At 49.5% G+C, this 20,991-nt stretch carries 16 protein-coding genes; 6 read left to right on the forward strand and 10 right to left on the reverse strand.

The window, feature by feature from the left end:
• Positions 1 to 27: 27 nt before the first annotated feature.
• Together BN6628_RS18665 and BN6628_RS18670 are read left to right on the forward strand one after the other, a co-directional pair.
• Complete coding sequence (locus tag BN6628_RS18665; RefSeq protein ID WP_068619874.1) at positions 28 to 717, forward strand: response regulator transcription factor; 690 nt, start codon at positions 28 to 30, stop codon at positions 715 to 717.
• A complete protein-coding gene (locus BN6628_RS18670; protein ID WP_068619875.1) occupies positions 714 to 2,291 on the forward strand; it encodes a sensor histidine kinase in 1,578 nt (525 codons plus the stop codon). Before BN6628_RS18665 ends, BN6628_RS18670 begins: the two co-directional genes overlap by 4 nt.
• Before the next feature lie 181 nt (positions 2,292 to 2,472).
• Here the strand turns inward: BN6628_RS18670 and BN6628_RS26865 are convergent, their stop codons facing one another.
• Positions 2,473 to 2,601 (reverse strand): hypothetical protein, encoded by a 129-nt coding sequence (locus BN6628_RS26865; protein ID WP_262363158.1) that lies wholly within the window; start codon positions 2,599 to 2,601, stop codon positions 2,473 to 2,475.
• A 190-nt stretch (positions 2,602 to 2,791) separates the two neighbouring features.
• Here BN6628_RS26865 and BN6628_RS18675 point away from each other — a divergent pair, with 190 nt between their 5' ends.
• Entirely contained in the window at positions 2,792 to 4,429 is a 1,638-nt protein-coding gene (locus tag BN6628_RS18675) for a sensor domain-containing diguanylate cyclase (protein ID WP_068619876.1), read from the forward strand.
• Between the two features lie 246 nt (positions 4,430 to 4,675).
• Here the strand turns inward: BN6628_RS18675 and BN6628_RS18680 are convergent, their stop codons facing one another.
• The 7 genes from BN6628_RS18680 to BN6628_RS18710 form a co-directional block, all read right to left on the reverse strand.
• On the reverse strand, positions 4,676 to 5,770 hold the full coding sequence (locus BN6628_RS18680) for an SGNH/GDSL hydrolase family protein (RefSeq protein WP_068619877.1): 1,095 nt from the start codon (positions 5,768 to 5,770) through the stop codon (positions 4,676 to 4,678).
• A gap of 21 nt (positions 5,771 to 5,791) precedes the next feature.
• Entirely contained in the window at positions 5,792 to 6,754 is a 963-nt protein-coding gene (locus BN6628_RS18685; RefSeq protein ID WP_068619878.1) for an acetylxylan esterase, read from the reverse strand.
• Positions 6,755 to 6,822: 68 nt separating this feature from the next.
• Positions 6,823 to 7,749, reverse strand: a complete 927-nt coding sequence (locus tag BN6628_RS18690) for a glycoside hydrolase family 113 (protein WP_068619879.1) — start codon at positions 7,747 to 7,749, stop codon at positions 6,823 to 6,825.
• Between the two features lie 16 nt (positions 7,750 to 7,765).
• Complete coding sequence (locus tag BN6628_RS18695; protein ID WP_068619880.1) at positions 7,766 to 8,788, reverse strand: glycoside hydrolase family 130 protein; 1,023 nt, start codon at positions 8,786 to 8,788, stop codon at positions 7,766 to 7,768.
• 52 nt (positions 8,789 to 8,840) lie between these two features.
• Positions 8,841 to 9,674 (reverse strand): carbohydrate ABC transporter permease, encoded by an 834-nt coding sequence (locus BN6628_RS18700; protein WP_068619881.1) that lies wholly within the window; start codon positions 9,672 to 9,674, stop codon positions 8,841 to 8,843.
• Between the two features lie 2 nt (positions 9,675 to 9,676).
• Positions 9,677 to 10,540, reverse strand: a complete 864-nt coding sequence (locus BN6628_RS18705) for a carbohydrate ABC transporter permease (RefSeq protein ID WP_374706259.1) — start codon at positions 10,538 to 10,540, stop codon at positions 9,677 to 9,679.
• A 123-nt stretch (positions 10,541 to 10,663) separates the two neighbouring features.
• Positions 10,664 to 11,995 carry an ABC transporter substrate-binding protein gene (locus BN6628_RS18710; protein WP_068619883.1) on the reverse strand — a complete coding sequence of 444 codons (1,332 nt, stop codon included), beginning with the start codon at positions 11,993 to 11,995 and terminating at the stop codon, positions 10,664 to 10,666.
• Between the two features lie 454 nt (positions 11,996 to 12,449).
• Here BN6628_RS18710 and BN6628_RS18715 point away from each other — a divergent pair, with 454 nt between their 5' ends.
• Positions 12,450 to 13,493: a substrate-binding domain-containing protein gene (locus BN6628_RS18715; RefSeq protein WP_068619884.1), complete on the forward strand. Its 1,044-nt coding sequence runs from the start codon at positions 12,450 to 12,452 to the stop codon at positions 13,491 to 13,493.
• Between the two features lie 103 nt (positions 13,494 to 13,596).
• On the opposite strand, the gene BN6628_RS18720 is transcribed toward BN6628_RS18715, so the two are convergent.
• Positions 13,597 to 14,355 (reverse strand): SDR family oxidoreductase, encoded by a 759-nt coding sequence (locus tag BN6628_RS18720; protein WP_068619885.1) that lies wholly within the window; start codon positions 14,353 to 14,355, stop codon positions 13,597 to 13,599.
• Between the two features lie 195 nt (positions 14,356 to 14,550).
• On the opposite strand from BN6628_RS18720, the gene BN6628_RS18725 reads away from it, so the two are divergent.
• Positions 14,551 to 15,198 (forward strand): TetR/AcrR family transcriptional regulator, encoded by a 648-nt coding sequence (locus tag BN6628_RS18725; RefSeq protein WP_082926977.1) that lies wholly within the window; start codon positions 14,551 to 14,553, stop codon positions 15,196 to 15,198.
• A 58-nt stretch (positions 15,199 to 15,256) separates the two neighbouring features.
• On the opposite strand, the gene BN6628_RS18730 is transcribed toward BN6628_RS18725, so the two are convergent.
• Positions 15,257 to 19,570: a glycosyl hydrolase gene (locus tag BN6628_RS18730; protein WP_235847669.1), complete on the reverse strand. Its 4,314-nt coding sequence runs from the start codon at positions 19,568 to 19,570 to the stop codon at positions 15,257 to 15,259.
• A 249-nt stretch (positions 19,571 to 19,819) separates the two neighbouring features.
• Here BN6628_RS18730 and BN6628_RS18735 point away from each other — a divergent pair, with 249 nt between their 5' ends.
• Complete coding sequence (locus tag BN6628_RS18735) at positions 19,820 to 20,989, forward strand: AGE family epimerase/isomerase (RefSeq protein ID WP_068619886.1); 1,170 nt, start codon at positions 19,820 to 19,822, stop codon at positions 20,987 to 20,989.
• Positions 20,990 to 20,991: the final 2 nt, after the last annotated feature.

A 20,991-nucleotide genomic window follows, 5' to 3' on the forward strand; every position in this document is an offset into this window, starting at 1 on the left:
TAAGCCTCAGAGAGGAAGATCCCACAAATGAAAACAGCCAAAGGCATAAAAATATTACTCGTGGACGACGAGCCTCATATTCTTCAGTTCCTGGAGATGGGACTGGTTAATGAAGGATTTGAGGTGCAAACCGCCTCAGACGGAGCGGACGCAATAGAGCAGGCGGCTGATTTCAAACCCCATGTTGTGATATTGGACGTGATGATGCCGGAAATGAACGGTTTCGAGGTTGTCAAAGAGCTGAAGGGGGACGGCAGCAGCCAGGTCGGGATTATTATGCTGACCGCCAAGGATGAGGTGGAGGACCGGGTTAAGGGTCTTACACTCGGGGCCGATGATTATATGGTGAAGCCATTCAGCTTCGAGGAGCTGCTGGCGCGCATTCAGGCCCGCTTGAGAAACCAGTTCCCTGATCTGCTCGGCGAGGTGGTTCAGGGCCCGTTCCGGCTTGATGACCGGAGGAAAGAGATTATATATATGGGCAAGGTGCTTGAGCTTTCACCTACAGAATACGAGCTATTAAAATTTATGATTATAAACTGCGGTATCGTGCTCAGCAAGACCCTTATCCTGGACCGGGTATGGGGGTACGATTTCGGTGGAGAAGAGAACATTGTGGAAGTATATGTGCGTTCTCTGCGGGAGAAGCTCGGCGACAAGGAGCATAAGCTGATCCGGACGCTCCGGGGCGTGGGCTATAGGGTGGATCTGCCATGATCCGCCGGGCTCGCGAGTGGGCCAGGGCCAGACTGGTCCCGGGTTCCCTGCGCTCCCAACTGCTCGTCCGCTCGTTATTTATACTTGCCGCCCTCCTGCTTCTTATAGGTGCCCTGCAATATTGGCTGATGAAGGATTTTCTGTATCAAAGCCGGGCGGAGGGGCTTAGAGCCCAGGCAATGTCAGTTCCTATGGGACTGCTCAAGCGGCAGGAAGAAGCCCCTGGCCTAGATGCGAGAACAGAAGTGGGAAGCGATACAGGCAGTTCTCCGGCGAACCCGAATCCGGATCAAGATGACGATGCGGATAAGCCAAGAAGCCAATCCGGCATGAATCAGGAAGGAAGGCCGTTTGTATTCAGGGATATCTCGCTTGCTCTGATCGATAGTGAGGGCAACTATACCGATGTTTCTGGCGAATTCGGAATGCAATCCCCCCAGTTGGCTAAGACGGAATATGCCGGAATTGCTGCCGGAATTACAACTGGGCATAAAGAGCGCCGCGCTCCTGATGAATACAGAATTGTTCAGGACTCTACAGGCACCGAGCAGCTGGTTGTGTTCAGCCCGCTCCGGCATCCGGGCCAACCGGGCAGTCTTATCCAGATGGGCACAAGCACAGAACCCCTGAAGGAGCAGCTTCTCCAGCAGCTGTTGATCTTTGTGGTCCTGTCCTGCCTGGCTCTGGCCGGTGGAATTCTCCTGTATATCCCGGTGCTGCGCAGAACACTTGTCCCGTTGTCCAGAATGGTGGAGGTTGTCCAGCAGACCGATGCCGGAAATTTAGCCGAACGGCTGCCGGTCTCGCAGGGACAGGTGGAAATTGACCGGCTGTCGCGTTCCTTCAACGGCATGCTGGAGCGGTTAGAGCACTCCTTCGAAGCTGAGCGGGAATCCAAGGAGCTGATGCGGCAGTTCATTGCCGATGCTTCCCACGAGCTGCGTACCCCGCTCACCTCGATCCATGGATTCCTGGAGGTGCTGCTGCGCGGAGCGGCCGACAATCCCGAGAAGCTTCATGCCGCCCTAACCAGCATGCACGGCGAATCCCGGCGCATCAACAAGCTGGTCGAAGACCTGCTTCTGCTCACGAAGCTGGATCAGGCTCCCCAGCTCCAGTCAGGGCCGCTGCGGCTGGATGCGCTTCTGCGGGAGATGCAGCCCCAGCTGCTCATGCTTGCCGGGAACCGGACAGTCCGCCTGGATGTCACGGCTGATGTGACGGTATGTGCGGACCCCGATAAGATGAAGCAGGTGGTGCTGAATCTGTTCCATAACGCGGTCCAGCATACCTTGGAAGATGGAGGCCTCATTACCCTCTCCCTTCACGCTTCCAAGGAGCAGGTGGACATGCGGATTCAGGATAACGGCAGCGGGATTGATCCCCAGCACCTGCTCCATATCTTTGACCGGTTCTACCGGAGTGAATCCTCCAGAACACGCAAATCAGGCGGTGCCGGACTCGGGCTCTCCATTACGAAGTCCATCGTTGAGGCCCATCATGGGACCATCCGTGCCGAAAGCACGCCCGGAGAAGGCACTTGCTTTCACATTACACTGCCTTCCGTAAATTAATTAGGTGGTTCAGCTTCCTTTGTATATTCAATATCTTCCGAAGAAGCATGTGGCAGGCCACAATAGCAAAGCGCCAGCCCAAGGATAGCCCCTTGGACCAGCGCTTTTTCTTTTACGAAAGGCCGTTCACTCTGCTGTAAGCTTACCTGCTTTGTAACGGCCTCCCTTATAGTTCACTAACTTACAGGAATATTGTACGGGATACAATTACAAGCAGAATGAATAGCACGAGAATAGTCCCAGTAGATGTGAATCCACCGTATGCTCCACCAACGTTGCCGCCGCCGCAGCCTCCACCAATTCCAGACATTTGAACTCCTCCTTTTGTTATAGCGTACGAGACAGTTTATGTTTCCCATCCAGGGCATGACATGGACAGCAACCCAAATGCCACCCAAGCGTTCTGTCTTTATTTCTGCCTCTAACCAGCCGATATACAATAAATAAAGGAACACATAGGTTTTTGGATGGCCTCACTTCATCAGGTAAGGAGAATGTTTGTGTCTTTTCGTTTGCGCACGTTTTTCACCCTCGCCTTTGCGGGCTTAATTATAGTGCTTACCGCGCTGTTAAGTCTGATTATTGGCCGGGAATCCTCCAAAGAGATCGAGAATACGATTGGCTCCTCACTTGCCGAGGTCTCCTATCAAATGGCGGAGAAGCTTGACTATTTCATGTGGTCACGGGCTGGCGAAATCCAGGTACTCAGCAAGCTGGATACGTTCCGCAGCCCAGGCAGCCCCGCTGATGTGCGAAGGCTGCTGGATGAACTCAAAACGAACTTTCCCGTCTTCACATGGGCCGGTCTTACGGACACCTCAGGGAAAGTGATTGCTTCCACGGACGGCATTCTGACCGGCGCGAACATTGCCGAACGTCCGGTTTTCAAAAACGCGCTTGCCAAGTCTTTTATCGGGGATGTGCATGATGCCAAGCTGCTTGCCAAGCTGCTTCCCCATCCAAGCGGGGAGCCGCTGCAATTTGTCGATATCAGCACACCTGTATTCGGCAAGGATGGCAAGCTGACCGGGGTATTAGCCGCCCACTTAAGCTGGGAATGGTCGCGCGAAGTCGAGAAGTCCATCCTGCTTCCGCTGGAGAACCGCCTCGAGAAGCTGGACATTATCGTCATCAGCAAGAAAGACAATACCGTCATTCTCGGCCCCAAGAGCATGCTTGGCAAGCCTCTAAATTCGAACATGACTGCTGAGGCGCAGTCCGGAAAGAATCATTGGGAAACCGCAAGGTATCCTGACGGCAAGTCCTATCTCACTGGCTATGCTTATGGAAAAGGTTACTTGACCTATCCCGGACTTGGCTGGTCCATCCTGATCCGCCAGCCGGTAGAGGTAGCCTTCGCCTCAGCGGATAAACTCCGGATGATGATCCTTATGACCGGGATTATTGCAGCTGTTCTGTTCGCAGCCTTGGGATGGGTGGTTGCCGGGTGGGTAGCAGGACCCTTGAGCCAGATTGCCAAGGCCGCCGATCGACTGCGCCGGGGCGAGCCGGCCGAAATCCCGCATTACAAGCATATTCGGGATATTGAGGAGCTCTCCTCATCGCTGCGCAATCTGGTAGCCGATCTCACCCATACTGAAGATAAGCTCGGGGAAATGTCGGTCCTCGCTATGCATGATAAGCTCACCGGGCTGCCTAACCGGATTGCACTTAGTGACTTTCTCTCGCAGGCCCAGCGGGAAGTTACTGGGAGATCCTCTACGCTCACCATTCTGTATATGGATCTGGATGGATTCAAAGCTGTTAATGATTCATTGGGCCATCCGTCCGGGGACAAGCTGCTTCAGCTGGTCGCCCAGCGACTCAAGGAGGTTGTGCGTGAAGAAGAACTGGTCTGCCGCATGGGCGGGGATGAATTTGTCATCGTGTTATGTACTTCGGTCCACAAGCCGTTAACCGAAGCCAAGGTCGTGGCCGACCGGATCATTAACTCGATCAATCAGCCGTTTGAACTGGATGGCCAGAGGGTAGCCATCGGCTGCAGTATTGGTGGCGCCATCTATCCGGCGGACAGCCCGGACCCGGTTGAAGTGCTTAACCAGGCGGACGAGGCGCTGTATCTCTCCAAGGGCGCCGGCAAGAACTGCGCGACTTTTATCTCCAAGCAAGCCGTATAAACGTGAAAAGCGCCTTAACTCTAAAGAATCCCCCGCCTACCCGGCGGGGGATTCTTTAGGCATAAGCATGTCTCGCCTGATTGTGACATGCTGCTGCCATCCGTGGACCGGCACGGTTGGGAGACTGGCCGGTCCTATATATATAAGGCGAAGAAGAGGGATGTCCTAACTATACCTCCGTTTACTTAAATAAACCTTATAGTAATCTGAAGATCAGATTAAAATTGTAAAATGCAGCTGCTTCTACTATTTAATCACACCAGCGAAGGCAAGCCGGAAGTCTGTCCCTGTACAGCCATCTGCACTGCCGTGGATGACTTCAAGCTCGAACCGGTGACTGCCCTTCGGAAGATCGTCCGCAATCAGCTCCAGCCGGAACCAGCCCTCATCTCCCACCCAGGAAGGACGGTCACGAGATGATACTTTGAAGTCTCCCCCGTCCAGACGGTAGCGGAATTCAGCTGAGGATTTGCCGAAGTCAAATCCAAGCGCAAGTCCCCGGCCTTCAAAGCTGAACTCCAGCTTCGCCCCGACGGCCGCCGTCTCAAGCACCTGGTCAATCCACTCCAGGTTGACCCATCGACGGATGACCCAAGGACCCTCACACTTGATCTCCTCGAAGGGCAGTAGCTCCAGATGTTCCCAGTTCCCGGCGTTTATAGGAGCAGGTCTGTCCTCACAGGCGGCAGGTCCGGTCCCATTTGGCTGGGCAACCAGTTCCTGCTCAAGGAAACGGATGACACTCTGCGCGTAGCTTAAACTGCCGCGATGAGTGGGATGCAGCCCGTCAGGAAGCCATTCCTGCCATCTCATACGGCCTTTCTGTACCTCATCCAGCGCATACCTGCCCATCCAGACGGAGCCAAGCCCATAATGCTCCCCGAGCTGTTCAAGCTCGGCAATGGAGTCCGGCACTCCGCCCGTCATCATGATCTCGTACATCTCCTGCATGTAAGTATAAGTGAGGACCACATCCCGGCCTGTCCCAGCCAACAGCTGACGGATCAGCCCCTCACGTGTCCGGGCCCGCTTCTCCTTCGGCTCACCATAATCATTAACCGCATATTCAACGAAGACAAGATCGCATCCGCGGTTAATCAGATCCCGCTGTGCGCGGAATGCGGCCAGATCACTGCCCGTAGCGCCAATAGCCGCGTTCTCCACATATATTCTCACCTGTGGGAAAGTCTCCGCGAACCACGAAATGACCGGCTCCGGCCAGTTGTGACGTGGTCTTGCATCGGTAATCGACCCTCCGATGAATCCAAGGGTCAGAGAACCCTTACGGATTCCCTCCAGGGTCCGCTTCAAACCTCCACGATGATTCCAAATCTGTGTCATATGTCAGTCCTCTTTCCCCTACTATAATTCAGACATAACCTGAAACACTTTATCTGATAGATAAGGCATATACTCATGTCCATATTCATGATAGAGCAGTACGTCCTTCTCGGACTTAATCTTGTTGTAGGCGGCAAATTGGGTAGAAGGCGGACATATCGGATCGCTTAGTCCCGTGATCCACAGCACCTTCGCTTTAATGCGGTCCGCAAGATTCTGAATGTCAATATAACCGAGCCTGTGGAATACTTCATCCTCGCGCTGATGGTTCGGATCGAACATCCGGAAGTAATACACAAGCTCTTCATACGCGCTGCTCGTAATATTCGTCTCCCAGGCTCTCTTATAGTCGGACAGGAAAGGATGCACTGGCACGAGCATCTTCACCCGGGGCTCCAGGGACGCACACGCTACAGCCAGGGCTCCGCCCTGGGATTGTCCGTATACACCGATGCGCTCCGGATCTACCCCTTCCATGCCCATTAGAATTCTTACCGTCTGCACCGTATCAAGAAATACATTCCGGTAATACAGTTTGTCAGGATTCGGATCATCCAGCCCCCGGATGATATGTCCGCGAATCGTAGTCCCTTTCACATTCAGATTATCCTCGGACAAGCCTCCTTGTCCCCTGCAATCCAAAGCCAGGACGGTAAAGCCGTGTGCAGCATAGGCCGCTTTCTCAAGCCAGTCTCCGCTGTCACTAGAGTATCCGTGAAAAATCGCCAGGCCAGGCCCTTTACGATCTGCCAGCTTTCTGGGTCTGGCCATTTTGCAGTGAACCCTCGCCCCGCCTACGCCCGTGAAATATAAGTGAAAACACTCTGCCAACTCCGTCTGGAACTGAGCGGGGACAAGCTCATAATCCAGGCCCTGCTCTTCTAACTCCTGCAGCGCCCGCTCCCAGTACAGGTCAAAATCATCAGGCTTCGGACTTCTTCCCCCATATGTCTTCAATTCCTCTATCGACATTTCAAAAGCCATTCCGCTCTCTCCTCTCAATGCCCAAACAGCCCGTCTGAGACGGGCTGCGGATTATACGAACTTATTAATTATTTCGCGTAGAACTCCTTGATCACCTGCTCTGCAGGCTTGCCAAACACATCATATCCATCGTTCCCAGATGCTTCAGCCTCCGCGTATAACAGATGATTCCAGTCCCACAGGCCGAATCCCTGCACCCACTCCCTCCGGGCGCATTTGTCGAACATGTCCCTGTAGAAATCAGCCTGCTCCTCTACATTTACACTTCCCTCATGATTCCAGTCATTCGGAATCCGGGAAGAGCCTGTACGGCTCGGACAGCCCGCCTCCGCGAAGAAGAACGGCTTGCCAAATGACTTCACGATCTCCCCAATCCGATCAAGCTGCCTATCCCAATCCCCTAAAGGATAGTAACCGCTGGAGGAAATCACATCCACGGCATCCCACCAACTTACATTCCCTTCCTGGTATTTGTCCGTGTTATAAGTAACAGGTCCATGATAATGCTTACGAACCTTGGCGATCACTTCACGCCATTCATCAGCGCGCCGCTCCGTCTGAACCATCTCACAGCCCGCAATATACATATCACAGCCGCATGCCTCGGCGATCCGGGCATAATGCTCCTGATACTCCGTATAACTGGCGAACCAGTCACGCCATTTCGGCTCGCACGGCACATCAAGATCGAAGAAATTGATATGCGCCCGCCAGGTGCCGTCCGTGACATTCACGGTCGGCTTAAGAATCGTCTTGAGTCCGAGGCTCTGGGCGTAGCGAATCATAACAGCAAGCTCTTCATCACTGACCATATGATCCCCTGTATAATCAATCACCGTAGATTGGGGTTTAGCCTGGTGAGCGGCCAAGGCAAAGATCACGTGGGTAGTTCCTGTTCTTTCCTGCAGCAGCCGAAGCGATTCCTTCGCCTCAGGCTTCAGAAATTCCCCTTTACGGGCCATCCAGCCGTAAGTAAATCCCTTGATGTATTCCATGTGGCTGGCTCCCTCCTTACATAATTCCGATTTCCTGGTCATCCCCAACTACTTCATTGGTCTCGATAACATAATTCACAATCTCATCCACTGTGGTATAAGCAACACCTACATAGGTATCCGCTGCGCCGTAGTAAATCGCGATTCTTCCTGTTTCGGCATCATGCAGCGTTGCACATGGGAACACCACATTGTCTACAAAACCTCTCTCTTCATACCATTCTTCCGGAGTAAGCACATAGTTGGAAGAACGGTATTTCACTCTTGACGGCTCGTCTTTGTCAAAGATCACAGCGCCCATGCTGTAGACGAGGCCATTGCAGGTTCCGGTTACCCCGTGATAGAACATCAGCCAGCCTTCGGAAGTCTCAATTGGTGCTGGTCCGCCGCCGATCTTCACGGACTGCCACCATCCGTCACCACCCTTGGACATCACATGACGATGCTTGCCCCAGTATACGAAGTCAGGGCTTTCACTTAAGAAAACATCACCGAACGGGGTATGTCCACTGTCGCTCGGACGGGACAGCATAACATAATTACCGTTAATTTTCCGCGGGAAAAGAACGCCGTTACGGTTGAACGGCAGGAAAGGATTCTCAAGCCGCACAAAGGTCTTGAAGTCATCGGTCTTCGCAACACCGATAGCTGCACCATAGAAATCCGTACACCAGATAATATAATAAGAGTTCTCCACCTTCACAAGACGTGGATCATAAGCATACCGCGGCTGGAAAGGCTGGCCTTGCTCGTCGACAAACTCAATCCGCTTCTCATCAATCGTCCAGTTGAGCCCATCCTCACTTGTTCCCATGTGAAGATGAGGGCGGCCGTTAATCGTCTCGGCTCTGAACACACCGATAAATTTGCCTTCATAAGCGACAACCGCGCTGTTGAAAATGCGCGCAATCCCTTTAGCGGGATTTCTGTGAATGATCGGATTCTCCGTATGTCGCCATACAGGCCCCACAGCGCCTGCCGGCTTATCCTGCCAAGGCATTTTGTCCAGTTTCTCTCCAATAATTTTGTACTGTCCCATGATAGATTTCTCCTTTGATTAATATGTCTATATATTTTGGATAGAGCTCGTGTTACTTTACGGAACCTTGGGCAAAACCGTTATAGATATACTTTTGCAAGGATACAAAAGCAATGGTAATCGGAATGATTGAGATAATGATCGCCGCGCAAATGACTTCCCACTGCGAGCCGTACGGCCCTTTAAATTTGAACAGCGCTGTGGATATCACCTGCAAATCCTGGCTCGGCATGTACAGGAAAGGTGTGTAGAAATCGTTGTAAATGTTGACCCCTTTCACAATAATGACGGTTACGATAGCCGGCGCAAGCAGTGGAAGAATGATTTTGAAGAAAATCGTAAAGTAAGATGCACCGTCAAGCATGGCCGACTCATCCAGCGACTCGGAGATCGAATCGAGGAATTGCAGGAAAATGTAAACTGCGATAATATCTGTACCCAAATACAGCAGGATCGGAGCAAAACGGGTATCTACCAAATGCAGAAAATCGATAATTTTGAACGTGGCCACTTGTGTGGTTACGCTTGGAATCAGGGTAGCCAGCAGAAAGGCTCCCATCAGCAGCTTGCTTCCCCGGAACTTGAACCGGCTGAGCACAAAGGCGATCATCGAGCCAATCAATGTCGCACCGGCAATCGAGACGATGACGATAAAGATTGTGTTTGCGAAGCCAAGCAGCATTTTCCCGTCCACAAAGGCTTTCCGGTAATTATCGAAGTTGAGCCAGTTAGTCGGAGGCTGAAGCGGACTCGTTGTAGAATACTCCTGGCCTGTCTTGAGTGAAGCGAACAGAACCACCACAATCGGAATTAATACAACGAAAGCAGCAAGAATCAAAGAGAGGTATTTAAATATGCCGGCTGTTGCATACTTGAGTCTATACATATTTAATCCTCCTTCTTGGACAGCAGGTTCTGAAGCACCGTTACAATAATAACGATAAACAGCAGCACAACCGCCATCGCAGATGCAAGTCCAAGTTTGCTATATTTGAAAGCTACGTCAACCGTCTGAATTACAAAGGTATTACTTCCGTTCGAACCGCCTGTCATAATATATGGAATATCGAAGGCGCTGATCGCACCGCTGATACCAAGAATGAGATTAAGCTGAACGATACGTTTGATGCTAGGTATGATGATATGGCGGAATTGATGCCATTTATTCGCTCCGTCAATATCCGAGGCCTCATAAACATCCTTGCCTACGGAAGAAATGGCTCCCAGGAAAATGATGAAGTTGAAGCCCATGTATCTCCATATAGAGGCACCGGCAAGCGAGACATTAATGATATTTGGATTGAGCAGCCATCCCTGTGAGAGATTGCTAAGCCCAAGGAAGTTCAGAATTGTGTCCAAAGTTCCATCCGGCTTAAAGAAGAACAGGAAGATGAAACCGATCGCCACCCCGTTAAGCAGTGAGGGGAAGAACAGCACACCCTTGAAGAAATTTTTGGCCCGCACTTTAAAGCTCAGGATTGTCGCAAAATATAAAGCCAGGCCCATCTGAATAAATGTGGCTACAAAATAGTACAAGCTGACTTTAAATACGGTGAAATATTTGGGATCGGTAAAGATCGTTTTATAATTCTTGAATCCGACCCATTTGTAATTTGGACTGTATCCATTCCAGTTCGTGAAGCTGTATTTAAACATATTGATTACCGGAAGATATGCAAAGGTAAACAGTAGAATAACCGGTATCAACGAAAAAGCTATAATGATGACTTTTCTCTGATTTTTATAACTCATATTTTTAAACACCACTCACACCTCCAATATTCCCTTCCTCCCTCTAAGGAAAGAGAAGGAAAACGAACTTGTGCTCGTTTTCCCATCTCCTCATGAGAAGCTTTTTGTCTGTTGGTTCCTCTGTTATTCGCTTGCAACGGATGCGCGTGATGCCTTCCATCTGTCATTAAGGTCTTTCATGATGTCGTCATAGGATTCTTTCTTGTTACCTACAGCGGCTTCAATAATCCGTTTCTTGAAGTCCGGCTGCCATAGACCGATCTCGGAGTCTTTATCAATCTTATCCACGAGACCTTCTTGCCCAGCCTTAGCCGGAGTTTGGAACTTGAACTCAATTCCTGTTCCTTCGAACTGTTTCAGTGCGGCAGGAAGCTCTGCACCAACCGCCGGGCTCATACCGCCGCCCTCGGTTGTAGGGTAAGTGGATTTATTAATGAACCAGTCCACCCACGCTTTGGCAGCTTCTTTGTTGCTGCTCTTGGAGCTGACACCAATCGTGTAGTCATCTGCAAGCGGCACAATCACTTTACTTGCATTGGTAGGGAAAGGCATAAATCCGATATCGTCCGGGTTCTGGCTCTTGCTTTGGATTTGTCCAACAGCCCAGGAGCCAAGAACCATCGTTCCGATCTTGCCGTTAGCCATATCAGCCTTTGAAGATTCCCAGTCCGTAGTAGTAGGGTCCTTCTCGATCAGACCTTTCTGTGCCACATCATACAATAGTTTGTACAGCTCATAGTGCGGCTGGCCCTTAACGAAATTGTCATCCGTAGTAGGCTGGGTTACATTCACGTAGTCCACGTTGCCTGCAACGGTGGTCAGGTCGGCTTCCCACTGGGTCAGCGGCCAGCCTGCGGCATAGTTCGTATAGAGCGGTACAGCTTGGCCTTTGTCTTTGATTTTTTGCAGAGCGGCCAGGAATTGATCCGGCGTTTTTGGAACCTCAGTTACACCCGCATCCTTGAACACTTTCTTGTTGTACACAATTCCGGAATAGTTGATCGTAGTTGGAATCCCGTAGACCTTCCCGTCTACAACTCTTTCTTCCAGACCGTTATACTGCTTCTTCATATCCTCATAGTTGCCAAGCGGCTCAAAGAATTGAGGAAGATCAGCCAGCGGAACGCTGGTAGGCAGCAGAAGAACATCGCCATAGTCGGAGGAATTCATACGTACCTTGATTTGTCCCTCATAATCAGACATCGCTTGGAACTTCACGCTGATATTTGGGTATTCTTCGTTAAATTTCTTCGCGTAATCTTTGAATACCGTATCCACGATATCTGTTTTCTGAGTGATAACGGTAATCTCCCCTTTAAGGTCTTTACCTGTAGCAGCGGTTCCGCTTGATCCGGTATTGGTGCTTGGTTCCTCACTTTTAGCGGATGAGCAGCCCACCATTGCAAAAACCAGGAGAGCTGACATAAGTCCTAACAGCATTTTACGTCTTTTCACTTTATGAACCCCTCTCTTTAACTTTTATTAAGTTATCGTTTAAGTTACAAATTGATATTACAATGTTAGCGCTTACCCGTCAATTAATTTTTTTTGACGTTTTTTGTTAGCTTTTTCAACCAAAACAAAAAGCCTTTAATATCAAGGCTTTTTCACCAAAATCGGCTATGTTTTTGTCGTTTTACTCATAAAAACAAACGCTGCTTACTTCACTCATTTCCTTACACATTGACAAAAAATTTAGGGGTAATTAGAATATCACTATAAGTTAACGGTAAACATAACTTTAGATAACCTAACTTACCCGTACTTAAAGATCATTTGATAGTTACGGGTATTATCCACTAACTTATAGGATTTATTCTTTAACATCCCAAGGTTAGAATGTATACTAAGATTGATTATTTAGGTGATTTGGTAATGAGATCAGCTATGAACAGGTGGTGGTGATCGGATGAAGAACAATGTTACTATGCGGGACATAGCCATGAAGCTGGGTGTGAGCAGCGTTACGGTTTCCAAAGCCTTAGGGGATAAAGAAGGCGTAAGTGATGAGCTTAAAGCCAAGATCAAGAAGGTTGCTGCAGAAATGAATTACCGCTATAATACAACCGCCAAATCCATGAAGGAGGGCCTGTCTTATAATATAGGCGTAATCATTCCCGAACGGTTCACCGGGCTGGCCCAATCCTTCTATTTGAGAGTGTATCAGCATATTTCCAGTCTGCTGGACAGCTATGGCTATTACGGCATTCTTAACATACTGAACAGTGAAGACGAGGATCAGTTGAATCTTCCAAGAATCTATTCGGAGAAGAAGGTTGATGGAATTATTGTCCTTGGGCAAATCAGCAAGGAGTACATTGAAATTATTCAGAGCATGGATCTGCCAAAGATCTTTACGGATTTCTATGACGAGCATGCGGATATTGACTCCGTAATCACGGATAACTTTTATGGCTCGTATGAAATTACCAATTATCTTATCCGTAATGGTCATAAGAACATTGCTTATGTGGGTAACATCCATTCCACAAGCAGTATTCAAGACCGCTTTCTCGGTTACTACAAATCTTTGCTGGAGCACAATATCCCACTCAAGAATGAATATATTATTAATGACCGCGACGAGCGCGGCAAATATATTGACATCCAGGTTCCTGAGCAGCTTCCAACCGCCTTTGTCTGCAACTGTGACCAGGTGGCTTACCTGCTCACCGACAAGCTAAAAGCCCTGGGGTACAGCGTTCCCGCCGACTGCTCTGTCGTCGGATTCGATAACGATATCTATGCCACGCTGACCGTGCCCAATTTAACAACAGTTGAAGTGGACATTGAGCAGATGGCAACCACCTCGGTGAACTCGATCATGCAGAAGGTCACGAATCCTACCAAACGGTTCGGTCGTGTCCTCGTGCAGGGCAAGATCATCTATCGTGACTCCGTTGGCAATCTGGACCAGACTCAGGATAAGAAACAGCAATCTTTTGCAGGTTAAAGATGGTCCTTGGGAGCTTTGGAAGCTTTGGGAGTAAATCTATACAACACAAAACCTCGTCAGCTTTGACGAGGTTTTGTGTTGTTCTTCTTAATTGAACTGATTAATACGCGGTCCAACCCGCATCTGCTGTGATTACCGTACCATTTACAAAGCTCGATTCATCGGAGGCCAGGAATAACGCAACCTGTGCAATCTCCTCTGACTTCCCTATCCGCGGATTAAGACCCAGCCCAACCTGTGTGCGGCTCATCCCGAATTCATTAATATTGGTCATGGAAGCACCGATGTTCGTCTCTACCCCACCGGGTGCAATGGCGTTACAGCGGATTCCCTGCTTCGCATACATGTAACCGGTATTCTTGGTGAACCCCACCACCGCGTGTTTAGAAGCTGTATAGGCTGCACCTGCGCGTGCCCCATATAGTCCACCTGCCGAGGCTACATTCACAATAACCCCTTTTTGCTTCTCCAAAAAGATGGGCAGCACTTTACGTGTTGCACGCATAACACTTGTTGTATTAACAGCAAAGACCCGTTCCCATACGTCATCACGGATATCTCCGGCTGCTTCAAAATTGTCCATAATTCCCGCATTGTTAACGAGAATGTCCACCGTTCCAAATTGCTCTACAGCCGTGTCAATCAAGTTCTGAATATCTTCCTCTTTGGCAACGTTAGCTGTCACCGCTATGGCTTCGCCGCCCTTAGCTTTAATCTCTTCTACCACACCGTTCGCCGCATCTGAATTGATGTCGGATACGATCACCTTTGCGCCCTCTTGTGCATATAACAGCGCAATCGCTTTGCCCATACCGGAAGCCGCTCCGGTAACTACCGCAACTTGATTCTGAAGTCTCATATTAGTCCTCCAATTCCTGAGTGTATACGTTTACAATCTAAATTTAATGAACAAATGTTCGTTAACAAACACTCATCTATAGTATAATAACTTCAATTCCCCGGCATCAATATGCAAATTCATTGGATATTGTTTACTAATTAACACTTACCCGGGCAAGTGTTCGTTATTTCCCAAGGAGGCAGTCCCTTCCCTATGCCCAATCAAACAGCAGCTATCGATAGAAGAATTAAAAAGTCCAAAAAGGCCCTTAAAGAATCACTGCTTAGTCTAATGCAGACAAAGGAGTTCAAGGAAATATCCATCACCGACATCGTACACTTGGCAGATCTTAACCGCGGCACTTTTTACAAGCATTATCAATACAAAGAGGATCTATTACAGGAAATCATTGACGATGTCATTACAGATCTCATTGCTTCTTACCGCGAGCCTTACCAAGGCATCGAAGTGTTTGATGTAACCAAGCTGACCTCATCAGGCATCAAAGTATTTGAACATGTCGAACTGCATGCAAGCTTCTACACCCTTATTGTGCGCTCCAACGCCTGTGCAGGATTCCAGAATCGAATTTGCAGCGTATTAAGAGACTTGACCTTACAAGACTTGGGTGGTTACCCGGTAAATCCCGCAATTAACCAAGAGCTTCAAGCCAGCTATCATGCTTACGCCATCCTTGGCATGATTATCGAGTGGGTCAACGGCGGATTCAAGCACAGTGCCGGCTACATGGCGGATCAGCTGCTTGCGATTATCAAAACCAGTCTCGTAAGCCCCTCTCTTAGGCCGAATTTCTCCGAATTAGGGACAGGTAAAGATGATAGCGGGAAGCCTAATTTATAACCGGAAAACGCAGCAAGAGGCAGCAAAGCATTGCCGCCTCCTGCCTATGTTTCAGTTATTACTCTCCTGCTCCCACAAGGGCGACTTCATCCATGTAGAGGATAGCCTCTCCGGTCCCCGTGAAGGATTCCAGCTTGAGGCCCATGGATTTAACCTGGTTCAAGTCCTTCACCTGATCCAGCGGCAGCGTGATTGTCGTGAAGCCATCGCTCGCGCTGTCCACATTTGCCGTCTCCGGCAGTCCGCTATCATACCAGGTCCAGCCGCTTCCTGTCTTGATATAAAGCCGTGCTGCGGCAGTTCCCGCAGACAACTTAACTTTGACCGTAACCGCCTTAATCCCCGACAGATCCAGCTGTGCATCATTCTTCAATTCAAACGAGCCACCTTTGCTTAGGGTAAAGGCCGACTGCAGCGCCCGCTTTCCTTCTGCATACACATCTGAGGTTACAGATGGCGTCTTGGCGCCTGCCTGATTATCATTCAATTCCCAACCTTGCGTGTCCGACTCGAAATTATATAAAATTCCCGGTACATGCCCACCACCAGATCCGCCACCTCCGTCTGGAATGGTTCCAGCTGCTTGATCGTATACGGCTTTGATATCATCAAAGAACATCGTACCGGTTCCAATAAACCCATCTACCGAATTGGTATAAATCGAGAATTTGCTCACACCCTTAAGCTTCTCTTTGGTTAGTATCCCCGATGCGCCATGTACAGGTACAAATTTAAGAAAGTCCATCTTCTCCAGGCGGCCCTCATCCGTCTTGGTATCCGGATAATACTCATAATCGCCGTCACTGACATGAATCTGGATAACCAGCTTCTGTCCTTTCCCATCCGGCTTGATCCAAGCCTCAAGCTGGTTGAATCCGGACCAATCCACATCATTCAGGGTTTTGGATACACCGGCATAGGTCTGGGCTGCAAGCGTGTATTCGTAAGCTGCTCCGTAATCGCCATTCTGTTTCTTATCCGCTGCGAGTGATATTTTTGCTCCGTCTCCCTGGGAAATATACTTGGCGGCGGCAGCGTCCGACAACCCTTGATAGCCTTCAAAATCGTCCACTACCGCAGGATCAGACACAGGCTCCTGATAGACACTGAACAGCTGAAGATCATCCAGGAAGACCGAACCGGAACCGGCAAGCCCGTTTCCCACTAGGGAGAACGCCAGCCCTTCAGCCTGTCCGGAAATCTTCGCATCCGTCACATCAATAGATACCGGATATACGTAATGCCTCTGATCCTCCGTCTTCGCCAGATCTGACAGTTTCTTCATCGTTGTAGTCATCCCAAACTTTCCGGCGTCTGAATAATCAGGCGGCAGCTGCACAAGTGCACGGACATTTGCATCCACATTCTCCGAGCCCAGTTCCACCGGGATATAAGCATTAAATTTCACCCGCTTTACCTCTTTAGGCAGCTCGGGTCCGAGATCAGTTAGGCCCAGCTTGAGCTCCTGCCAGGTATCAGCCGCATCCAATCCGGTCACATCCAGCTTAAGCGCCCCATCCCCGCCAAAGACAGATTGGCTTGTATTCAGTCCAATGGATGTTGGATTATTATTTAGCCCCGACCAGGTTCCATTATTGCTAATTCCCCCAATACCCGATTCAAACGTATACTCCTTCAGCAAAGCTTCCTCAATCTTTACAAATACCGTATTCGTCTGGGTCAGCTGCGGCTGGAGAGCTCCATTCGCATCATACACCCTCACAGTAAATGCTGCCGTCTTGCCGTTTAGGGAAGCATCCGGTGTCCAGCTTGTGGTGTAATAACCTTCAGCAGCATCCCAGGTCATTGGGACCTCCTCATTCGATCCATCAGCAGTAAAAGTCACCTTGGACGGCTGCTCATGAAGCACTCTGGCCCTGATCTTGATGGAAGCCGATCTGACCGTGAACTGGTCTACCGGGGAGGCGATATGCATGAACGGTTTTTCGGGACCTGCCTTTACCGTTGTTCTAGACAAATTGCCCACTTCCCTGCCAAACGCGGTATAAGGATCATCGTAAAATTTGATGAAGTCCGGCAGCAGCTCATGACTACCTAGCTCACCGGCATCCTTGTAAGGTACGAACAGATTGCCGTTTAGATTAAAGTTGGCCCAGGTCAGCATGTAGGCAATCCGCTTTGCATCCGGATCACTCTTGATTGCGTTCAGAAGTTTTGTGAACCATTGTAAGTCCTTGTTGCCTGAAGTCTTCATCCCGCTTGGGCTATAACCGAACTCGGAGAACGTTGCAATTTTGCCTTTGGAATCTGCCAGTCTGGAGATCATGGCCAGATCGCTGACCAGACCTTTCAGGAACCCATCGGACCCTGGTGAATCCTGATTATCATATTGGTCCATGCCCAGAATATCGACATAGTCATCTCCCGGATAAGTGGCCAAGTACTTCGATTCTGATCCGCTGAATGATCCGTTAGGCGAATATACATACAGCAGATTGTGCACATGCTTCATATCCCTCAGGTATTCTACGGTGTATCTGAATATTTCAACATATTCACTCTTGGTGGTCGTCTGGGCTCCCCACCAGAACCAGCCGCCGTTCTGCTCATGAAACGGCCTGAATATAATCGGAATCAGCTTGCCTTGATCATCCTTCAAATGATTCGCAAGCTCAGCAACTTGGTCAAGATAAGCATTAAATTCGGCATTCTTATCCCCGCCTGGTAAAATGTGCTCCACCACGCTGCCCTTCGTATCATTAAAGCTGCCTTTGGTGACAAAATTCGGCATGTGCGCACTCAGCGTAATCATTCCATCATTGTTGTGCGCCTTCTTCATCAAGTCCGCCAAGTTCTCCCGGCTCTTGACCGGATCACCGCTCACTCCTGGCTTCTCCTTTCCTTCCAGGCTCAGCGTGTCCCATCCGTATACAGCCGGGAAATCGCCAACCGAATTCAGGACATCCGATTTCGTGCCACTGGCGGTTGTCTCACTGAAGGATAATCCCACATCTGTAGCATGCTGATGCCCAAAAAGCACCTGCTTCCCGCGGGTGTCCGCCAAGTAAGCAAACAATGAACGTGTGCTGTCCGAAGCCTCGGCATCCACAAGATTTGCCACTCTGGCAGCCGGACCATTGTCTCCACCGGTTCCACCGCCACTGCCGCTGCCCGGAGATGCAGGCGTTCCCCCACTGCTGCCAGTTCCAGAACCTGGAGAAGTGGCTGCTGTACTTCCACCGGCTATCAGTTGGCCATTTGTTATACTGAAATCCCCTATCGGAGCTGATTTCCCATTAACGACGACCTGCTTCGACTGATTGGTCGATAAGGTAATCGTACCTTGGGCATTAATCGTTGTACCCTCGGCTGTACCGAAGATCTCAAGCTTGCCGATGGTTGCGGCGCTGGCGCAAGTGAGATCCAGGGGCTGATTGACCTGAATATGGCTGATAGCGACTCCCGTACCGAGGTCCAGTCTGGATTTGCTGTTCACAATTAACTGTTCGATCCGGGTAGTGCCTGTGGCCAGCACTCTCACACTCCCTTCCTTGCGGTTAACATCAACATTACCAAGCTTGGAGTTATGAATGATTGCCGAATGCTCCCCGCCCCCAGCCACAAAGGTTGTCCCCAGTACCGTCACGTTATCCAGCATGACCTCGCCATTTGCAATTCCGGAAGAAAGATACAGGTTGCCGGAAATTGTTGTATCCTTCAGGATTACACCATCATGATTAATTACCACGTTCCCTTGGATGCTCCCGCCCTCGACAGGTCCAGGCACTGAATAGTAGCCGCGGGCCAGCTTATCAACCAGCACAGCGGCTTCAGCTCTGGTTATAGGAGCATCCGGTCTAAACGAGCCATCAGGGTAACCGCTTACAAATGGTTGCAGAGCTTGAACGGCATCCTCGGCATAGGGTTTGATTTGTGCCTGATCCGTAAATTTAAGACCGCTCCCATTCCCCTTGAGCTGAAATGCTCTTGCAAGTAAAACCGCTGCATCCTGGCGGGTGATCTCTGTGTTCGCCCGAGCCACATTATTCTCGAATCCTTGATAATAACCGGCCTGCTTCGCCAGGGATAGCGCATCCGAGTACCAGGCACCAGCAGACACGTCTGAGAATGGCTGTACGGATTTCTCATAATAACCGAACATCCTATTAAGCAGGGTGGCGAACTCGGCCCTTGTCAATTTCTGATTGGGAAGAAAAGCTCCACCCGGATACCCCTGGATGAGACCGCTGGATTTCCATCTTTCAATGCTGCTTGCCGCCCAATGTCCGCTGGACGCAGAGGATTTGGCAGCCGCGCTCCCTTCAGCCGCAAAGGCACTGCCGGATGCCGACAGCAGCGAGAGCACAAGCATGGCCGCTGTGGAGGCGGAGATTATCTTCCTCATCTTCATGAACGAACCCCTTTCACTTTTACATTTTTGTTAAGTTAACGGTAAACTCAGAAAGATTTTATATTGAAAGCGTTTACTCGTCAATACCAATCCAAAATATTTGCCTTTCCACCTTTGTTCATGGGGTATTCAGCCCTTTTCTTTTCTCCACTACTCTTCAATAATATAAATTGACATAAAGAATTTAGAGCTTTAGAATCTAAATATAAAGTTATCGTTTACTTTACAAAAAAAAGGTGTGAACTTCATTTGCAAACATTAAAAACAGAAGTATCCAGGGAGCTTCATGAACATATCCTTCCTTTCTGGTCAGCACTTAAAGATGACACGTATGGCGGATTCTACGGTGAAGTGAATTATGGACTGCAAACCGATCAGGAGGCGGATAAAGGCGGAATAGCCGCATCCCGTATTCTATGGGCGTTCTCTTCCGCTTACGTCGTCACCAAGCAAGAGAAGTACCTGCCTTATGCAACCCATGCTTATAAGTTTCTTAAAGATAAGGTTATTGATCATGAATTCCGCGGTTTGTATTGGATGGTGGATTACCAGGGGAACCCGAAGGACACACGCAAACATGTTTACACCCAGTCCTTTGGGATTTACGCACTTAGTGAGTATTACAAGGCGTCCGGAGATGCGGAAGCTTTGGATCTGGCCAAGCAGCTATTTCATTTGGTTGAAGAGCTTGGTTTTGATGCAGAGATCAATGCTTACAAAGAGGAGTTCGACCGCCACTGGAAAGAAACCCCGAATGAGATGTTAAGCGAGAACGGGGTTATAGCTGATATCACCATGAATACCCATATTCATGTTTTGGAAGCGTATACCAATCTGTTCACAGTGTGGCCGGATTCAAAGGTGCGGTCAGCATTAGAGAACTTGCTGGAAATTTTGTATTCCAAAGTCTACAATGCCGAGACGAAGTTCCTTGGCGTATTCTTTGACAGCAAGTGGAACTCCCTGCTTGATCTCAAATCATTCGGTCATGATATTGAAGCCAGCTGGCTGATGGATCAGACGCTGAGAACCCTCAAACTGGATAAACCTGAGTATGTGCAGATGGTGATTGATATCGCGTACAACATTGCCGATCACGCTATGCTGGAAGATGGTTCTATGATGAATGAACAGGAAGGGGATCACCTCGATAAGACCCGTGTCTGGTGGGTGCAGGCCGAGGCCATCGTCGGATTTTACAACGCTTATGAGCGGACACAAGATTCAAGATTCCTAAAGCTGGCTGATCAGTTATGGTCCTATATTAAGAACAACCTTGTAGACAAGCGGAATGGCGGGGAATGGTACTGGTCCATCGAACCGGATGGCACCCCGACAGCAAGAGAAATCAACGGGGCCTGGAAATGCCCTTATCATAACAGCCGCTTTTGTCTTGAAATTATCGAAAGGGTGAACTAAAT

This window comes from Paenibacillus tuaregi, from assembly GCF_900086655.1.
Lineage (GTDB): Bacteria > Bacillota > Bacilli > Paenibacillales > Paenibacillaceae > Fontibacillus > Fontibacillus tuaregi.

Bases quoted from the DNA above. Each gene is read 5' to 3' on its own strand.
- BN6628_RS18700 (WP_068619881.1), bottom strand. From the start codon at position 9,674: ATGTATAGACTCAAGTATGCAACAGCCGGCATATTTAAATACCTCTCT.
- BN6628_RS18695 (WP_068619880.1), bottom strand. From the start codon at position 8,788: ATGGGACAGTACAAAATTATTGGAGAGAAACTGGACAAAATGCCTTGG.
- BN6628_RS18680 (WP_068619877.1), bottom strand. From the start codon at position 5,770: ATGACACAGATTTGGAATCATCGTGGAGGTTTGAAGCGGACCCTGGAG.
- BN6628_RS18690 (WP_068619879.1), bottom strand. From the start codon at position 7,749: ATGGAATACATCAAGGGATTTACTTACGGCTGGATGGCCCGTAAAGGG.
- BN6628_RS18670 (WP_068619875.1), top strand. From the start codon at position 714: ATGATCCGCCGGGCTCGCGAGTGGGCCAGGGCCAGACTGGTCCCGGGT.
- BN6628_RS18730 (WP_235847669.1), bottom strand. From the start codon at position 19,570: ATGAAGATGAGGAAGATAATCTCCGCCTCCACAGCGGCCATGCTTGTG.
- BN6628_RS18685 (WP_068619878.1), bottom strand. From the start codon at position 6,754: ATGGCTTTTGAAATGTCGATAGAGGAATTGAAGACATATGGGGGAAGA.
- BN6628_RS18725 (WP_082926977.1), top strand. From the start codon at position 14,551: ATGCCCAATCAAACAGCAGCTATCGATAGAAGAATTAAAAAGTCCAAA.
- BN6628_RS18665 (WP_068619874.1), top strand. From the start codon at position 28: ATGAAAACAGCCAAAGGCATAAAAATATTACTCGTGGACGACGAGCCT.
- BN6628_RS18720 (WP_068619885.1), bottom strand. From the start codon at position 14,355: ATGAGACTTCAGAATCAAGTTGCGGTAGTTACCGGAGCGGCTTCCGGT.
- BN6628_RS18715 (WP_068619884.1), top strand. From the start codon at position 12,450: ATGAAGAACAATGTTACTATGCGGGACATAGCCATGAAGCTGGGTGTG.
- BN6628_RS26865 (WP_262363158.1), bottom strand. From the start codon at position 2,601: ATGTCTGGAATTGGTGGAGGCTGCGGCGGCGGCAACGTTGGTGGAGCA.
- BN6628_RS18705 (WP_374706259.1), bottom strand. From the start codon at position 10,540: ATGAGTTATAAAAATCAGAGAAAAGTCATCATTATAGCTTTTTCGTTG.